Annotated in this window: 16 protein-coding genes and 1 tRNA gene; 13 read left to right on the top strand and 4 right to left on the bottom strand. The window is 55.1% G+C overall.

Features of this window, described 5'->3' with window-relative positions; all coding sequences use genetic code 11:
• The 3 genes from L466_RS03115 to L466_RS03125 all read left to right on the top strand — a co-directional run bounded on the left by L466_RS03115 (position 1) and on the right by L466_RS03125 (position 2,961).
• A complete protein-coding gene (locus L466_RS03115) occupies positions 1-1,176 on the top strand; it encodes an MFS transporter (protein WP_032681621.1) in 1,176 nt (391 codons plus the stop codon).
• Between the two features lie 136 nt (positions 1,177-1,312).
• Positions 1,313-2,113 carry an endonuclease/exonuclease/phosphatase family protein gene (locus L466_RS03120; protein WP_025205128.1) on the top strand — a complete coding sequence of 267 codons (801 nt, stop codon included), beginning with the start codon at positions 1,313-1,315 and terminating at the stop codon, positions 2,111-2,113.
• Between the two features lie 74 nt (positions 2,114-2,187).
• Positions 2,188-2,961 (top strand): class I SAM-dependent methyltransferase, encoded by a 774-nt coding sequence (locus tag L466_RS03125; protein WP_032681620.1) that lies wholly within the window; start codon positions 2,188-2,190, stop codon positions 2,959-2,961.
• Between the two features lie 52 nt (positions 2,962-3,013).
• Here the strand turns inward: L466_RS03125 and mltD are convergent, their stop codons facing one another.
• Positions 3,014-4,378, bottom strand: a complete 1,365-nt coding sequence (gene mltD / locus L466_RS03130; protein ID WP_014168738.1) for a murein transglycosylase D — start codon at positions 4,376-4,378, stop codon at positions 3,014-3,016.
• A gap of 68 nt (positions 4,379-4,446) precedes the next feature.
• A complete protein-coding gene (gene gloB, locus L466_RS03135; RefSeq protein WP_032681619.1) occupies positions 4,447-5,205 on the bottom strand; it encodes a hydroxyacylglutathione hydrolase in 759 nt (252 codons plus the stop codon).
• A gap of 32 nt (positions 5,206-5,237) precedes the next feature.
• Between gloB and L466_RS03140 the strand changes: the two genes are divergently transcribed.
• Positions 5,238-5,954, top strand: a complete 717-nt coding sequence (locus L466_RS03140; protein ID WP_032681618.1) for a class I SAM-dependent methyltransferase — start codon at positions 5,238-5,240, stop codon at positions 5,952-5,954.
• On the opposite strand, the gene rnhA is transcribed toward L466_RS03140, so the two are convergent.
• Positions 5,955-6,422, bottom strand: coding sequence for a ribonuclease HI (rnhA, locus tag L466_RS03145; protein WP_014168741.1), 468 nt, complete (start codon positions 6,420-6,422; stop codon positions 5,955-5,957). It lies immediately after the preceding gene.
• Between the two features lie 64 nt (positions 6,423-6,486).
• Between rnhA and dnaQ the strand changes: the two genes are divergently transcribed.
• The 9 genes from dnaQ (at position 6,487) to L466_RS03190 (ending at position 15,587) form a co-directional block, all read left to right on the top strand.
• Complete coding sequence (gene dnaQ / locus L466_RS03150; protein ID WP_032677465.1) at positions 6,487-7,218, top strand: DNA polymerase III subunit epsilon; 732 nt, start codon at positions 6,487-6,489, stop codon at positions 7,216-7,218.
• Positions 7,219-7,350: 132 nt separating this feature from the next.
• Positions 7,351-7,427, top strand: a tRNA-Asp gene (locus L466_RS03155).
• A gap of 385 nt (positions 7,428-7,812) precedes the next feature.
• Positions 7,813-8,532: a FadR/GntR family transcriptional regulator gene (locus tag L466_RS03160; protein ID WP_014168746.1), complete on the top strand. Its 720-nt coding sequence runs from the start codon at positions 7,813-7,815 to the stop codon at positions 8,530-8,532.
• Positions 8,529-9,542, top strand: a complete 1,014-nt coding sequence (locus L466_RS03165; protein WP_025205120.1) for an ABC transporter ATP-binding protein — start codon at positions 8,529-8,531, stop codon at positions 9,540-9,542. The genes L466_RS03160 and L466_RS03165 overlap by 4 nt, the downstream gene beginning before the upstream one ends.
• Positions 9,539-10,621 carry an ABC transporter ATP-binding protein gene (locus L466_RS03170; RefSeq protein WP_032681617.1) on the top strand — a complete coding sequence of 361 codons (1,083 nt, stop codon included), beginning with the start codon at positions 9,539-9,541 and terminating at the stop codon, positions 10,619-10,621. Before L466_RS03165 ends, L466_RS03170 begins: the two co-directional genes overlap by 4 nt.
• A 2-nt stretch (positions 10,622-10,623) precedes the next feature.
• Complete coding sequence (locus L466_RS03175) at positions 10,624-12,138, top strand: ABC transporter substrate-binding protein (RefSeq protein WP_074439250.1); 1,515 nt, start codon at positions 10,624-10,626, stop codon at positions 12,136-12,138.
• An 18-nt stretch (positions 12,139-12,156) separates the two neighbouring features.
• Positions 12,157-13,098 (top strand): ABC transporter permease, encoded by a 942-nt coding sequence (locus L466_RS03180; protein WP_032681616.1) that lies wholly within the window; start codon positions 12,157-12,159, stop codon positions 13,096-13,098.
• 2 nt (positions 13,099-13,100) lie between these two features.
• On the top strand, positions 13,101-13,976 hold the full coding sequence (locus tag L466_RS03185; protein WP_014168751.1) for an ABC transporter permease: 876 nt from the start codon (positions 13,101-13,103) through the stop codon (positions 13,974-13,976).
• A 9-nt stretch (positions 13,977-13,985) separates the two neighbouring features.
• Positions 13,986-15,587 carry a gamma-glutamyltransferase family protein gene (locus tag L466_RS03190; protein WP_020882793.1) on the top strand — a complete coding sequence of 534 codons (1,602 nt, stop codon included), beginning with the start codon at positions 13,986-13,988 and terminating at the stop codon, positions 15,585-15,587.
• A gap of 41 nt (positions 15,588-15,628) precedes the next feature.
• Here the strand turns inward: L466_RS03190 and L466_RS03195 are convergent, their stop codons facing one another.
• On the bottom strand, positions 15,629-16,399 hold the full coding sequence (locus L466_RS03195; protein ID WP_014168753.1) for an amidohydrolase: 771 nt from the start codon (positions 16,397-16,399) through the stop codon (positions 15,629-15,631).
• Positions 16,400-16,470 lie beyond the last annotated feature (71 nt).

Raw genomic sequence — 16,470 nt, 5'->3', positions numbered from 1 at the left:
ATGCCACTGGCGCTACTTGCCCTGACGATCAGTGCCTTTGCAATTGGCACGACCGAATTTGTTATCGTAGGACTGGTGCCTACGATAGCTAACCAGCTTTCAATCTCGCTGCCCTCTGCCGGCCTGTTGGTTTCTATCTATGCGCTCGGGGTTGCCATCGGCGCCCCCGTCCTGACCGCGTTGACGGGACGTTTCCCGCGTAAGCAGCTGTTGGTTGCGCTGATGGTGTTATTCACCGCTGGCAATATTCTGGCCTGGCAGGCGCCGGACTACACCACGCTGGTGATTGCCCGGCTGCTGACCGGTCTCGCTCACGGTGTGTTCTTCTCCATTGGTTCAACTATTGCAACCAGCCTGGTACCAAAAGAGAAAGCAGCATACGCCATCGCGATTATGTTCGGTGGTCTGACTGTAGCTCTTGTCACGGGTGTACCGTTAGGAACGTTTATCGGACAGCACTTTGGCTGGCGCGAAACCTTCCTTGCCGTCTCTTTACTGGGGGTGATTGCCCTGGTTGCCAGCCTGCTGCTGGTACCGTCGACGATTGCAGGACGTGCGAGTGCCAGCCTGAGCGATCAGCTGAAGGTACTCACGCATCCGCGTTTGCTGATCATCTACGCCGTCACAGCGCTCGGCTATGGAGGGGTATTCACGGCTTTCACCTTCCTGGCTCCGATGATGCAGGACCTGGCAGGCTTCTCACCCAGTGCAGTGAGCTGGATTTTGCTGGGGTATGGTATCTCCGTCGCCATCGGTAATATCTGGGGAGGGAAGCTTGCGGACAAACATGGTGCAGTGCCGGCCCTGAAGTTTATCTTCGCAGCACTGGTTGTTCTGCTGATGATTTTCCAGTTCACGGCATCGATGCAATACGCCGCACTGATAACGGTACTGGTGATGGGGATCTTCGCCTTTGGTAACGTGCCAGGCCTGCAGGTTTACGTGGTACAAAAAGCCGAACTTTATACACCCAACGCGGTAGATGTCGCATCGGGCCTGAATATTGCCGCGTTCAATATTGGGATTGCGCTGGGTTCCATCATTGGTGGGCAAACCGTTGAACATTTCGGATTAACCCAAACGCCATGGATTGGTGCGGTGATTGTTCTGGTCGCTTTCCTGCTGATTAGCCTGAGTGGGCGCCTTGATAAACCCGCTCGTGTAGTGCTGGGATAACATCAGTAAGTGCTTGCTTACAAAACTGGAAAGCGGTTTATCTGAAATTGCGTTGAAAGTGTAACCTAAAGTCCCTATAACATTAGAACCAGTCCGTTTTCCGGGCTGGTTCATGTTACAGAGGCCGTTTCCAAAAGTGCGAAAAAATACCTATGCCATGCGTTATGTTGCCGGAATGCCCGCGGAGAGGATCTTGCCTCCGGGGTCGTTTGCGAGCATAAGTCAGGCATTACCTGCCGGGACACCCTTAAGCAGCGATGAAAAAATCCGGGTGTTGGTGTGGAACATCTTTAAACAACAGCGCGCTGAGTGGTTATCGGTACTCAAGAATTTTGGGAAAGACGCCCATCTGGTGCTGTTGCAGGAGGCGCAAACCACCCCCGAGCTGGTAAGGTTTGCTACGACTCACTACCTTGCTGCTGACCAGGTTCCCGCGTTTGTCTTGCCGCAACATCCTTCTGGCGTGATGACCCTCTCTTCGGCTCATCCGGTCTATTGCTGCCCGCTGCGCGAACGCGAGCCGATTCTGCGTCTGGCGAAATCGGCGCTGGTAACGGTCTACCCGCTGCCGGACACGCGCATGCTGATGGTTGTGAATATCCACGCGGTCAACTTCAGCCTGGGCGTGGATGTGTATAGTAAGCAGTTACTTCCGATCGGTGACCAGATCGCCCATCACAGCGGGCCCATCATTATGGCCGGGGATTTTAATGCCTGGAGCCGTCCGCGCATGAATGCGCTGTATCGCTTTGCACGCGAAATGTCGCTGCGTGAAGTTCGTTTTAGCGATGACCAGCGCAAGAAAGCGTTTGGTCGTCCTCTCGATTTTGTCTTCTATCGTGGTCTGAACGTTCACGACGCCTCTGTTCTGGTGACGCGTGCCTCCGATCACAATCCTCTACTCGTTGAATTCAGTCCCGGCAAACCTGATAAATAATGGTATGTCAGGTCTGCCGTGGGGCAGGCCATTCGGGTGCTGCCCTTTATTTTAAACAACAAAAGGACAGTACGATGACAACAACACACTCCCATCATGACAACGTAGAAAAACAGTTTGGCTCCCAGGCAAATGCTTATCTGAGCAGTGCAGTGCACGCGTCTGGCCGTGATCTGGTCCGTCTCGGTGAACGCCTGGCGGCAGTGCCGCACGCGCACGTTCTGGACTTAGGCTGTGGCGCCGGGCATGCCAGCTTCACGGCAGCACAGCAGGTGGCGCAGGTCACGGCCTATGATTTATCCAGTCAGATGCTGGAGGTGGTTGCAGAGGCCGCACAAGACAAAGGGCTGAACAACATCGCAACGCGTCAGGGCTATGCCGAATCCTTACCCTTTGAAGATGCCTCATTTGAAGTTGTTATCAGCCGTTATTCTGCCCATCACTGGCATGATGTCGGCCAGGCTTTACGTGAAGTTAAACGCGTTCTGAAGCCGGGCGGGGTCTTTATCATTATGGATGTGATGTCGCCGGGACATCCGGTGCGTAATATCTGGCTGCAAACGGTTGAAGCGCTGCGCGATACCTCGCATGTGCAAAACTACTCCAGCGGGGAGTGGTTGGCGCTGATTACTGAAGCGGGGCTGATCACACGTGCATTGATAACGGACCGCTTGCCGCTGGAGTTCAGCTCGTGGATTGCCCGTATGCGCACGCCGGAAGCGTTAAGCCAGGCCATTCGGTTGTATCAGGATAGCGCGTCGGCGGAAGTGAAGGCGTACTTTGAATTGCAGGATGATGGATCATTTACCAGCGATACCATCATGGCTGAAGCGCAAAAAGCAGCGTAAAGAAAAAAGGCACCGAGGGGAATCGGTGCCTTTTTATCGTTAGGTCGTGTCATCAGGAGTCTGGCGTGGCGCTGTTTTTCACAAACAACGTTAGCTGGTCGCCTGGTTTCAGATTGTCAGTATCATTGTTCCAGCGCATCACATCCTTGATATTTACGCCGTGTCGTTTTGCGATACTGGACAGTGAATCACCTTTACGCACACGATAGGTAATGCTATCGCTGTTGCTGGCGAGACGCTGTGCACTGTTACCTGCACCCACCGTCAGAGTCTGACCCACTTTCAGGCCTGAGCTGCGCAGATTATTCCACTGCTGCAGATCGTTTGCCGTCACGCCAAGACGTGAGGCAATGCCCGAAAGCGTATCACCTGACCGAACCTTATAGCTGCGGCTGTTCACGGATGATGCATCCGCGATCAGTGTTGACTGAACAGCGGCAATTTCACCCGATGCTAAAGACTCACGTAACTGCTCAGCATGCTTCTGCGGAACCATTACATACTGCGGACCACTGGCCCCCAGCGTTGAGCCTTTAACGCCAGCATTAAAGGTTTTCAGTTTACTTACCGACATACCCGTCATATCAGCAACCTGTTGAATATCAACCGGATTGCTGAGGCGAACACGCGCCAGTGCACGACTTTCGTCTGGTGTTGGCAGTTGTACACCGTAACGCTTGCTGTTCTTGAGAATATCGCTCAATGCCAGCATTTTCGGTACGTAAATCTTCGTTTCCTGTGGCAGTGAGAGCGACCAAAAATCGGTGGATTTACCCCGTGCTTTATTCGCTTTCATTGCCTTCAGTACACGACCTTCGCCACTGTTATACGCTGCGACCGTTAAGAGCCAGTCGCCGTCGAACATCTTATTAAGACGTTCCATCATGTCGAGAGCGGCTGTCGTTGAAGCGACAACATCACGACGCGCATCATAGTTGCGGGTCTGTTTCAAACCATAGTTTCGCCCGGTGCTCGGAATGATCTGCCAAATGCCTGCGGCATTGGCGCCAGACGTCGCGTGTGGGTCAAAAGCGCTCTCCACTATGGGTAGGAGTACCAGCTCCATCGGCATGTTACGTTTCTTAACTTGCCCGGCTATCCAGTACATATACGGCTCTGCCCGTAAAGTTACATCGTGGAGATAGCTCTTATTTCTTAAATACTTTTGCTTCTGTTCGCGAATCCGGTTGTTTTCCGGAATTCCCATCTTTAGCTCGTCGCCAATAGAGGTCCACAAGTCTTCATCCTGTGCGAAAGACGTCCCATCGTCCATCCATCGCGCTGAACTTGTAAACTTCCCTGCTTCCCCTTGACCAGCTGCAGAAAGGCTCTGTGCGTGCTGTTGTACGTTGCTGCCGTTCTGCGACTGGCAACCTACAAGCAGGACAGAGGCGAGTAATATCGCTTTTGCCTTCATGTGTGTGTCAATAGTTGCTTAAAAGACGAGCGATGATAACGGCGAAATTTTGAAAAGGCAACCCGCAATTATCTGAAGTTATCTTTCTTTGACCTTAACCATGCAAATCGTTGTTCTGGTTGTGACAAATTTGTTTCTTTGTTAATTTCATCAATTAAATCAATATCATCTGTTCGTAAAAATAAATTAGTTTTACGCTCATTTTTCAGAATTACGGGGAGTGTTTTTTGGTTTTTTGCACGTAACTCCTTCACTTTGTGATAATAATCTTGAATCGCCCGATCCTCTGGCAAGATGCTCGCCGCAAACTTCATATTTTCTAATGTATACTCATGTGCGCAACAAATAAGGGTATCGTCAGGTAATGCGCTAATCTTCTGTAATGACTGGTACATCTGGGCTGGGGTGCCCTCAAAAAGTCTTCCACAGCCGCCGGAGAACAGCGTGTCGCCGCAAAAAAGATAAGGTTTGCTGTAGAAACAAAGATGTCCCAAAGTGTGACCTGGTGTGGCAAATACAGAAAACTCCCACTCGCGTATGAGGATATTTTCACCTTCTTCGACTACCTGCGTTGTTCCCTTATCTTGTGTCTCTGCCGGTCCGTAAACCACCAGATACGGGAATTGGGCACGAAGGTCAGCAACGCCGCCGGTGTGATCGTTATGATGATGGGTCAGAAGGATGGCCTCTGGTTGCCAGCCGTTCTCTTTTATCGCGTCTGATACAGGAGCCGATTCTCCAGGATCGACAATGACGCACCGACGCTCGTCATCGACTAAAACCCAGATGTAATTGTCCTGAAAGGCGGGAATACTGATAAGATTCATAAATTACCTCTTATAGCGTGGTGGGTGTGTTGATGAAACCGGCAAGGATACCTCAGATTGTCCCGGCACCTGAACGTTGGGCCGAATTGCCCTGGGGTGAATACTATCGCGAGAACCTGGAACAGCAGCTTAAACCCTGGCTCGCGAAAATGTATGGTTTTCACTTGCTTAAGATTGGCAATCTCAGCGCGGAAATCAATACCGAAAGCTGCGCTATCTCACATCAGGTTAATGTCTCTCTTGGCGCATCGCCGGTTCAGGTGAAAGCGGATCCTTTACATCTGCCGTTTGCGGAAAAGTCCGTTGATGCCTGCCTGCTGACACACACGTTGCCCTGGTGCAGCGATCCTCATCGCCTGCTGCGCGAGGCCGACCGCGTCCTGATTGATGATGGCTGGCTGATACTCAGCGGGTTCAATCCGCTGAGTCTGATGGGGCTGCGCAAGCTGGTTCCGGTGCTTCGCCGGACACCGCCGTATAACAGCAGGATGTTCACGATGATGCGCCAGCTTGACTGGCTTTCACTGCTGAATTTTGAGGTGCTCTGCTCGGGCGGTTTTCAGGTACTTCCCTGGGCGCGGCAGGGGGGCGTTGTTCTGAGCACCCATCTGCCGGCATTAGGCTGCATGCAATTTATTGTCGCGCGTAAGCGGACCATCCCCCTTACGCTTAATCCGATGAAGCAGAGTAAATCGAAATCGCCCATTCGCCAGACCGTGGGCGCCACGCGGCAGTACAGAAAACCCTGATCAGGATTCGGGCTGATAGCCTGTGTCTTCATGAGCGGGGTTGGATGCCGCTGCCCGTGCCAGTTCGTCACAACGTTCGTTTTCGGGGTGGCCTGCGTGACCTTTAACCCATTCCCATTTAATCTCGTGCTGGCCCAGCGCAGCATCAAGACGTTTCCAGAGATCGACGTTTTTGACCGGCTTTTTGTCTGCCGTTTTCCAGCCGCGTTTTTTCCAGTTGTGGATCCACTGGGTGATCCCCTGGCGTACGTACTGGCTGTCAGTGCTCAACACCACATCGCAGTGTTCTTTTAGCGCTTCCAGCGCCACAATGGCGGCCATCAACTCCATGCGGTTGTTGGTGGTCAGAAAATAGCCTTCGCTAAAAGTTTTTTCATGCTCGCGATAGCGCATAATCGCGCCATAACCGCCAGGCCCTGGGTTGCCAAGGCAAGATCCATCGGTGAAAATTTCTACCTGTTTACGCATCTCTGGTAGACTTCCTGTATTTGAAACGTTCAGTTAAACGATAAGTCTGACATAAATGACCGCTATGAGCACTGCAATTACTCGCCAGATTGTCCTCGATACCGAAACCACCGGTATGAACCAGATCGGCGCGCACTACGAAGGGCACAAGATCATCGAGATCGGTGCCGTTGAAGTGGTGAACCGTCGTCTTACGGGGAACAACTTCCATGTCTACCTCAAACCCGACCGGCTGGTAGACCCAGAAGCGTTCGGCGTGCACGGTATCGCCGATGAGTTCTTGCTGGATAAACCGACCTTCGCGGAAGTGGCAGACGAATTTCTGGAATATATCAAAGGCGCCGAGCTTATCATTCACAACGCGTCGTTCGATATCGGCTTTATGGACTATGAGTTCAGTAAGCTCCATCGCGATATTCCGAAAACGAACACGTTCTGTAAGGTGACCGATAGCCTGGCGCTGGCAAGGAAAATGTTTCCTGGCAAGCGTAACAGCCTGGATGCGCTCTGTTCTCGCTATGAAATAGATAACACCAAGCGAACGCTGCACGGCGCATTGCTCGATGCCCAGATCCTGGCGGATGTCTACCTGGCGATGACCGGTGGTCAGACGTCCATGAAGTTCAGCATGGAAAATGAATCGCAGCAGACGCAGGGGGAAGCGGGGATTCAACGCGTTGTTCGCCAGGCCAGTCGTTTGCGGGTGGTTTTAGCCAGTGATGAAGAGTTACTTAACCATGAATCCCGTCTTGATTTAGTGCAGAAGAAAGGCGGAAGCTGCATGTGGCGGGCCTGAAAAAGGGCCGGAATGCCTGTAAAATCATCGTTTGGGTGAATTTTGCAGCAAACGATTCAAAACGTGAGAAAAAGCGTTGACGAGTCCGGAGGCAAACCGTAATATGCGCCTCGTTCCCCCAGCGGGAACAGTGGAGCGGTAGTTCAGTCGGTTAGAATACCTGCCTGTCACGCAGGGGGTCGCGGGTTCGAGTCCCGTCCGTTCCGCCACTATTCAGAAGGCCTGAATCAGAAATGATTCAGGCCTTCGTCGTTTCTGCGTCTGCAAATCTTCTTTATCCGCCCCCTGTCTTTATTAACAAAAAGTTAATATCTGTGGTGCAATTAATTAACATTTGATCAATGATAGTGCATAATTTGCACCGTGTTTGTGCATTTTGCCACCGATTGTCATTATGGCAGCGGAGCAGATGTGTAATTTTGTAAAAAATAATTCACAGAAAATCATTCGCTTATCTCCATCCCTTCAGAAAGTTCATGAACCAATGCTTTATTGGTTCGTTTATTGCTTAATCATTAGCACGGTAAGTAGCACGTCATATCAATAACTTATCGTTAATAAAAATAAAGTAATGATGATAGCGAGCGAACCAATATGGAAAAACCGTCACGGTTTCTGGCCAATTCCAGCACCGCGCTTGAGCAGCTGCGCGGACTGATCAACCAGCATGAGTCAACACCAGGCACTCCGCTGCCCACTGAACGTGAGCTGTCGGAGACTCTCGGCGTAGGACGACGTGAAGTACGTCGTGCGCTGGATGTGCTGGAAGAGGAGGGGCGGATCTGGCGTAAACAGGGCAAAGGGACCTTTATAGGCCCGTCAGCACCTGTTGAACCTCTGGCCCTTCAGGGATTGGTTCAGCAAACCAACCTTCTGGAAGTCATGGAAGCTCGTCTTCAGCTCGAACCCGGCTTAGCCCGGCTTGCGGCACTGCGTGCCACCAGGGAAAACCTCGCGCTTATGCAGCGCATGCTGGAACGCATTGATAAGGTCAGCCCGGACGACCGCGATCTCAACGAACTCTGGGATAGCGCATTTCACCGCGCCATTGCCGAGGCTGCCGGTAATCGCCTGATGCTTGGCCTGTTTGATGCCATTGATGCCGTCAGACGTGAACCGGGCTGGCAGCATTTGCGCGAATTAGCCCGTACACCCGAGCGGGTTGATCACTATAACGACCACCATCAAAAAATCATGTCTGCGATTATCCATCGCCAGCCTAATGAAGCAGCGGCCGCCATGCGCGAACACCTGCTTAGCCTGCAGTCAGCCCTGATTCAGGCTATTCACCTTGAGGACGACTTCACGCTATGACGACGATCCCGTTTAAGGACCCCACGCCTGTACTGCGGCTGCAAAATCTTAACGTAACGTTCGCCGGCTCTCCGGTGAGCGTGCTTGATGGTATTTCACTGACGGTCAACGCGGGAGAAACGCTGGCGCTGGTGGGGGAATCCGGTTGCGGGAAAAGTATCACCTCATTAGCGCTGATGGGCTTACTGCCCGCCAGCGCACAGATCGTCAGCGGCGAGATGCAGTTCCGTCGTCACGACTTACGAAAGCTTTCACCGCGGGAATATGCCGATCTTCGCGGCAGCGAACTGGCAATGATTTTCCAGGAGCCAATGACCTCGCTCAACCCTGCCTTCACGCTGGGAGACCAGCTCAGTGAAGCGGTGATGCGCCATCAGAAACTTTCTCGTGCAGAGGCGATGAAGGTTGCGCTGCAGATTCTGGAGAAGGTGCAGATCCCGGCAGCAGAAATGCGCCTGAAAGCGTATCCGCACCAGCTTTCCGGGGGGATGCGTCAGCGCGTGATGATTGCGATGGCGCTGATTAACCATCCACGTTTGCTGATTGCCGACGAGCCGACAACCGCGCTGGATGTGACCATTCAGGCGCAGATCCTCGCGCTGCTTAATACCCTCAAAGAAGAGACCGGTACGGCGGTGTTAATGATCACCCACGATCTGGGGGTGGTGGCGGAAGTCGCGCAGCAGGTGGCGGTAATGTATGCCGGACAGGTGGTAGAGCAGGGGAGCGTGGAGGCCATTTTTGCCGACCCGCAACACCCGTACACCATAGGACTGATGGGCTCGATTCCGTCCCTCGGCGCACGTAAAGGTGCGCTTTCCACTATTCCCGGAGCCGTTCCGCTGCCGGAATCCATGCCCAAAGGGTGCCGGTTCGCTACCCGCTGCCCCTTCGCGCAAGCGCGGTGTCATGACGAAAAGCCGTCGCTGACGGCGATGGAGACCGACCATCAGGTGGCCTGCTTCCGCGTGCCGCTGGAACAACATATTGCGCTGGGAGAAATTGCATGACGACGCCCATTCTTGAAGCCCGGGACCTGAGCAAGCTTTTTCCCGGCCCTAAAAAACTGTTTACCCCAGCACGTTTTGTCACCGCGGTCGATCGGGTTTCTCTCTCCGTCATGCCTGGTGAAACGCTGGCGATTGTGGGCGAGTCCGGATCCGGAAAATCGACGCTGGGCCGTCTTCTTTTGCGGCTGCTGGCGGCCAGCGAAGGACGCGTATTTTATCAGGGTGAAGAGATCACTCACGCCTCGGGAGCGCGTCTGAACCAGCTGCGGCGGGAGCTGCAGATCATCTTTCAGGATCCTTTCGCATCGTTAAACCCGCGCATGACGGTCGAGCAGATCGTCGGTGAGCCGCTGTGGCTACACCAGTCGATGAAGAAAGCCGACAGGCAATATCGGGTGGCGGAGCTGCTTAACACCGTAGGGCTGCCAGCGGCCTGGGCGCAACGTTATCCGCACGAATTTTCCGGAGGGCAGCGTCAGCGAATTGGTATTGCGCGTGCGCTGGCCTCCGGTCCAAAGCTGTTGCTGGGGGACGAGCCGGTCTCCGCGCTGGATGTCTCGGTTCAGGCGCAGGTGGTCAACCTGCTGGAAAGTCTGAAGCACCAGCTGGGTCTGACAATGGTGATTGTCGCCCATGGCCTGGCGGTTATTCGCCATATGAGTGACCGTGTGGCGGTGATGTATCTCGGGCAAATTGTTGAGCTTGCGACAGTCGACGAAATCTTTGATGCCCCGCTACACCCCTATACGCAGGCGTTAATCGCCTCCGCCCCCCAGATGCAGCCAGGCGCGCCGCGCGTGGCACCTCTGCTGCAGGGGGATTTACCGAACCCGGCCAGCCCACCGTCAGGCTGCCGTTTCCATACCCGTTGTCCGTATGCCACGGATGAATGTCGCCAGGTCGAGCCGATCAATCAGGTGCTGGACGGGGGACGCCAGATTGCCTGCCATCGCTGGCAGGAGATTAACCGCGATCGCAGTGTTATCCAGATAGCACCGCCATCCGCAGCCTTTCTGCGCCGCCGCGCGCTGTTTGAACACGCGGCCACTCACTCCTCCCTTCCTTCAAGGAACTCATGATAATGACAATGCGTAATTCTCTTTTGACCGTACTGGGAAGTGTTATGTTGCTTGGCGCGGCGCTGCCCGCCCATTCTGAAAGCGTACTGCGAATTGGTCTGGGTGCGGATCCGGACATGCTCGATCCGCATCTTGCGCGCACCTATTATGGCCGTTTTGTCTTTGCCTCTCTGTGCGACCGGCTGGTGGACGTGGATGAGCATCTGAAAGTGGTTCCCGGCCTGGCGAAATCGTGGGCCTGGAGTGACGACGGCAAAACGCTGACCATGGATCTGCGTGAAGGTGTGACCTTCCATGACGGTGAAAAATTTGACGCCGCCGCGGCAAAATACAACCTCGACCGCGCGCTGACGTTAAAAGGTTCGCTGCGTAAAAGTGAAATCTCGTCCGTTGAGTCCGTTGAGGTGACAGGCCCGATGCAGATTGCCCTGCATCTGAAAACACCTGATGCCGCACTGCTGATGCAGCTTACCGATCGCGCCGGGGCGATGATGGCACCCGACGCCGCGAAAAAGCCTGACTTTGCCGCCCATCCGGTCTGCTCTGGCCCCTATAAGTTCGACAGCCGCGTCTCGCAGGACCGTATCGTTTTGACGCGTTTTGACAACTACTGGAACAAAGGCGCTTACCACTTCGACAAAATTATTTATCTGCCGATCCCGGATGCTTCCGTGCGTCTGGCTAACCTGCGTGCAGGGGATCTTGATCTAACGGAAGGCATTGCCGCAAGCGACGTTAAAACCGTCGAAGCCGACAGCAAACTGGCGCTGGCGAAGGTGACCGGTCTGGGTTATCAGGGCATTACCTTCAATATCAATAACGGCAAGGTCCCGGCGAACGATCCGTTTAAGGATGCCCGCGTGCGTGAGGCATTTTCTCAGGCAATCGATCGCGATGCGTTAAATCAGGTGGTCTTCGAGGGACTGTACACCCCGGCAAACCAGGCGTTTTCTACCGTAAGTCCGTATCACGTTAACCTGCCGGTGCCACCACGCGATGTCGACAAAGCCAAAGCGCTGTTGAAAGCGGCAGGCGTCACTACGCCGCTGAACGTCAATCTGCTGGTGCCCAACAACCCAACTTCACAGCAGGTCGGTCAGGTACTGCAGGCGATGGTCGCAGAGGCTGGCTTTAACCTGAACCTGCAAATGACCGAGTTCGCCACGCTGCTCGACCGCCAGCAAAGCGGTGATTATCAGCTGAGCTTCTCTGGCTGGTCGGGTCGTCCGGATCCGGATGGCAGCATCTACGGCTTCATTAACAGCAAAGGCACCCTTAACGACGGTCGTTACAGTAACGCGCAGGTGGATGAATGGCTGACGCAGGCGCGCCTGAGCAACGACAAAGCCGTCCGTCAGCCGCTGTACGACAAGGTAGTGAAACAGCTGCAGACGGATATGCCCATTGCCTACCTCTATTTTGAACCGCGTATTTTTGGTCTGAACAAGAGCGTGCAGGGCTTTAAACCGTATCCGGACGGCATTGTGCGTCTGGCTGGCCTGATGCTGGCGAAATAACTGGCCTGAGGAGAACCCATGCTGGAACTGATTTGCAAACGTCTGCTGCTGGCCATCCCGACCTTACTGCTGGTGAGCATGATGGTGTTCGGCCTGCAAAAACTGCTGCCCGGCGATCCGCTGATCGCCATGGCCGGGGAGGAGCGCGATCCGGCGGTGATCGCCCAGCTGCGTGCTGAGCTCAATCTCGATGCGCCCATCCCTGTGCAGTACTTCAACTGGCTGACGCGCGCGCTGCAGGGCGATCTTGGTGTCTCCTTACGCACTCACGAGCCGGTCACCCAGCTCATTGCCAGCAAACTGCCGGTGACGCTGGAGCTGTCGCTGCTGGCGATGATCATCGCGCTGGTGTTTGGCATCAGCATGGGGATCCTCGCGGCGGTCAATAAAAACAGCTGGGTCGATCACGGTGCCAACTTTGTGGCGATCTCGGGGATCTCGATACCGCATTTCTGGCTCGGGATCCTGTTGATTCTGGTCTTCTCGGTCAATCTGCAATGGCTGCCAGCGTCGGGATTCGTGCCGTTTAGTGAAGATCCGATCCAGAACCTGCGTACGCTGTTGTTGCCTGCCTCGGTACTGGGAACGGGGCTGGCGGCCACGCTGATGCGCCATACCCGCGCCTCCATGATCGCGGTAATGAAGGCCGATTACATCCGCACCGCACGGGCTAAAGGGCTGTTGCCAAAGGCGGTGATTTTGAAGCATGCGTTTCGCAATGCGCTGGTTCCGGTGATCACCCTGACCACGCTGCTGTTCGGCGAACTGTTGGGGGGCGCGGTACTGACCGAACAGGTCTTCACCATTCCAGGGTTCGGCAAGATGATCGTCGATTCGGTCTTTAACCGTGACTATGCGGTGGTGCAGGGGGTGGTGCTTATCGTGGCGATCGGTTTCCTGCTGCTGAACCTGCTGACCGACGTGCTTTACGTTCTTATCAACCCGAAAATGCGAGGTTAAGCATGGCGGAACTGACAACTCAAACCATTGCCGCGGTTCAGCCCCGTGCGCAGAACCGGGTGCTGAAGAAATTTCTCGCCAATAAAAGCGCGGTGATGGGTGCCGTAGTGGTGGGCTTTTTTGTGCTGGTGGCACTGCTGGCGCCGTGGATCGCGCCTTTTGATCCGGTGAAAGCCAATTTCCTGGCGGTGCGCAAAGCGCCTTCGGCGATGTACTGGTTTGGGACCGATGAACTGGGCCGCGATATTTTGTCCCGCATTATCTGGGGGGCGAGAACGTCGTTGATGGCTGGCTGTATGTCGGTGGTGATCGCCGTGGTCATTGGCGTTCCGCTGGGGCTGGTGGCGGGTTACTTCCAGAAGATGTGGGACGGCGTGATCTCGCGTTTTATTGAAGCGCTGCTGGCCTGTCCGTTCCTAATCATGGCGATCGCGCTCGGGGCGTTTCTGGGCCCAAGCCTGACCAACGCCATGATCGCCATTGGCCTCTCCGCAATGCCGATCTTCGCCCGCCTGACGCGCGGCCAGGTGATCGCCATTCGCAACGAAGAGTATATCGACGGCGCAAGGGCGATTGGCCTGCCGGATCGCTGGATCATCATTAAGTATGTTCTGCCCAATGTGATGTCTCCGATTCTGGTGCAGGCCACGCTGGCCATTGCCTCGGCAATCATTGCTGAAGCCAGCCTCTCATTTCTGGGGTTAGGCCAGCAGCCGCCGAACCCGTCATGGGGCTCAATGCTTAATACCGCGAAAGGTTTCCTTGAGCAGGCTCCATGGATGTCTGTGTTCCCCGGTGTGGCGATTTTTCTTGCCGTGCAGGGCTTTAATTTACTCGGCGACGGGCTGCGCGATGCGCTCGATCCGCGCCATGACTAAGGAGTCATGATGACCAAAGCGCTTGATTTCACTTCCGGTTACGATTCACGACGCCCGCCGATGATGGGCCACAACGCCGTGGCGACATCTCAGCCGCTGGCGGCCCAGGCGGGAATGAAAATGCTGCAGCTCGGCGGGAACGCGGTTGATGCGGCGGTTGCAACCGCCATGGCGTTGACGGTGGTTGAACCCACCGGCAACGGTATTGGCAGCGATGCCTTTGCCATCGTCTGGGATGGTGAAAAACTCCACGGCCTGAACGCCTCAGGCCGCTCGCCTGCCAGCTGGCATGCGGATCTGTTTGCCGGGAAAACCGCGGTGCCGGAAATTGGCTGGGACGCCGTTACCGTGCCGGGTGCGGTTTCGGGCTGGGTGGCGCTGGCAGAACGTTTTGGCACGCTGCCGCTCACTACGCTGGCGCAACCTGCCATCGAGTATGCGCGTAACGGTTTTCCGGTCTCCCCGTTGATTGGCCATCTCTGGCAGCGGGGTTATAACAAGCTCAAAGATCAGCCAGGCTTTAGCGCCTGCTTTGCACCGGAAGGGCGTGCTCCCCGGGTTGGCGAGATCTTCCGTAACCCGGCGCAGGCTCATTCGCTGGAGCTGATTGCCAGAACCAACGGTGAAGCGTTTTACCGCGGCGAGCTGGCGCAGAAAATTGCCGCTTTCGCGAAAGAACATGGCGCGCACCTGACGGCAGAGGATTTGGCCAATCATCGTGTGGACTGGGTAGAACTGCTGTCGCGTGATTTTGCCGGTGGTTCGGTGCAGGAGCTGCCGCCAAACGGGCAGGGCATCGCCACGCTGATTGCGCTCGGTATTCTGGAGCAGTGTGGAATTGAAAAACATCATCCGGATTCCGTGCAGTCGCTTCATCTGTCTATTGAAGCGATGAAACTGGCGCTGGCGGATCTCGATCGCTACGTCGCTGATGAAGAACACATGGAGTTCGCGGCCCAGGCATTGCTGAGCGATCGTTACCTGGCGTCGCGCGCGGCGCTTATCGACCCCGATAACGCCTCCGATTTCGTCTACGGTTCGCCGACGCAGAGCGGCACGGTCTACCTGAGCGCTGCAGATTCCAGCGGTATGATGATCTCCTTTATTCAGTCCAACTATATGGGCTTTGGATCCGGGATTGTGGTGCCGGAGACCGGGATCAGTCTGCAAAACCGCGGTTGTGGCTTTGTGCTGGATCCAAACCATCCGAATGCGCTGGCGGGCAGTAAGCGTCCGTTCCACACCATCATTCCGGGCTTTGCGATGGACGGCAACGGTAAACCGCTGATGTCCTTTGGCGTCATGGGCGGGCCAATGCAGGCGCAGGGGCATATGCAGATGGCGCTGCGCATCATGCTGCACGGGCAAAACCCACAGGCGGCAATTGATGCGCCTCGCTGGCGCGTGGTGCAGGGCAGGGAAGTGATCGTCGAATCGACGTTCGATCGCAATACTATCGCCGCACTGCGTGAGCGCGGGCACCAGATCGTGGTGGAAGATCCGCTCCAGGATTACAACTTCGGCGGCGCGCAGGTGATTTATCGTATGCCGGAAGGGCACTATGTGGCGGCGACAGAGAGCCGCAAAGACGGGCAGGCGCTGGTGAGTTAATGATGTCCCCTCCCTCTTCCTGTGAGAGGGAGGGGAAACCGTTATCCAATGCTAAACGGATCCGCATCCTGCCAGGCCGGAAACTTCTCGCGATATTCCTTCAGGGCCGTCAGTGACAACTCAGCATCAATGCGCGTTGCCTGATGCGGCTCGGCGGTGGCAATAATTTCACCCTGCGGGTTCACCACCCGGCTATCCCCCCGATAATGATGCCCGTTGCCATCGGTCCCCACGCGGTTACAGCCGACCACATACGCCTGGTTTTCAATGGCGCGTGCGACCAGCAGCGACTGCCAGTGCAGGGATCGCGGGGCAGGCCAGTTGGCAACATACAGCGCCAGGTCGTAATCGTTGCGGTTGCGTGACCACACCGGGAAGCGCAGGTCGTAGCAAACCAGCGGCAGAATACGCCAGCCGCGCCATTCGAACACCACGCGCGCATCACCCGCTTCATAGTGATGATGTTCATCTGCCATGCGGAACAGATGGCGTTTATCATAGAAATGCACTTTCCCTTCCGGCTCGACCAGCAGGAAGCGGTTGACCGGCCCGCGTTCGGTTTGCAGCGCAGCGCTGCCGGCAATCAGCGCATTGGTTTGCTGCGCTTTGGCGTGCATCCAGGCGACCACCTCTTGCTGTGGCATTGACTGTTGCGCCGCTTCCATGGCGAAGCCGGTAGTGAACATCTCCGGCAGGACAATCACATCACGCCCGGTAATGCCTTCCAGTTGACGATCAAAGTGGCGCAGGTTGGCAGGGCCGTCCATCCACACTAAAGGTTGCTGCAAAATCGAAATCTTCAGACCAGGCACAATTCAGACTCCTCAAACGACCACTTTTTGACACTGTAGCACGACATAAAGAGAAAATGTGGCAATAAAAA

This window comes from Enterobacter sp. BIDMC 30, assembly GCF_000534355.1.
GTDB classification, from domain to species: domain Bacteria; phylum Pseudomonadota; class Gammaproteobacteria; order Enterobacterales; family Enterobacteriaceae; genus Enterobacter; species Enterobacter ludwigii.
This window is presented reverse-complemented; position numbering and strand designations above follow the sequence as displayed.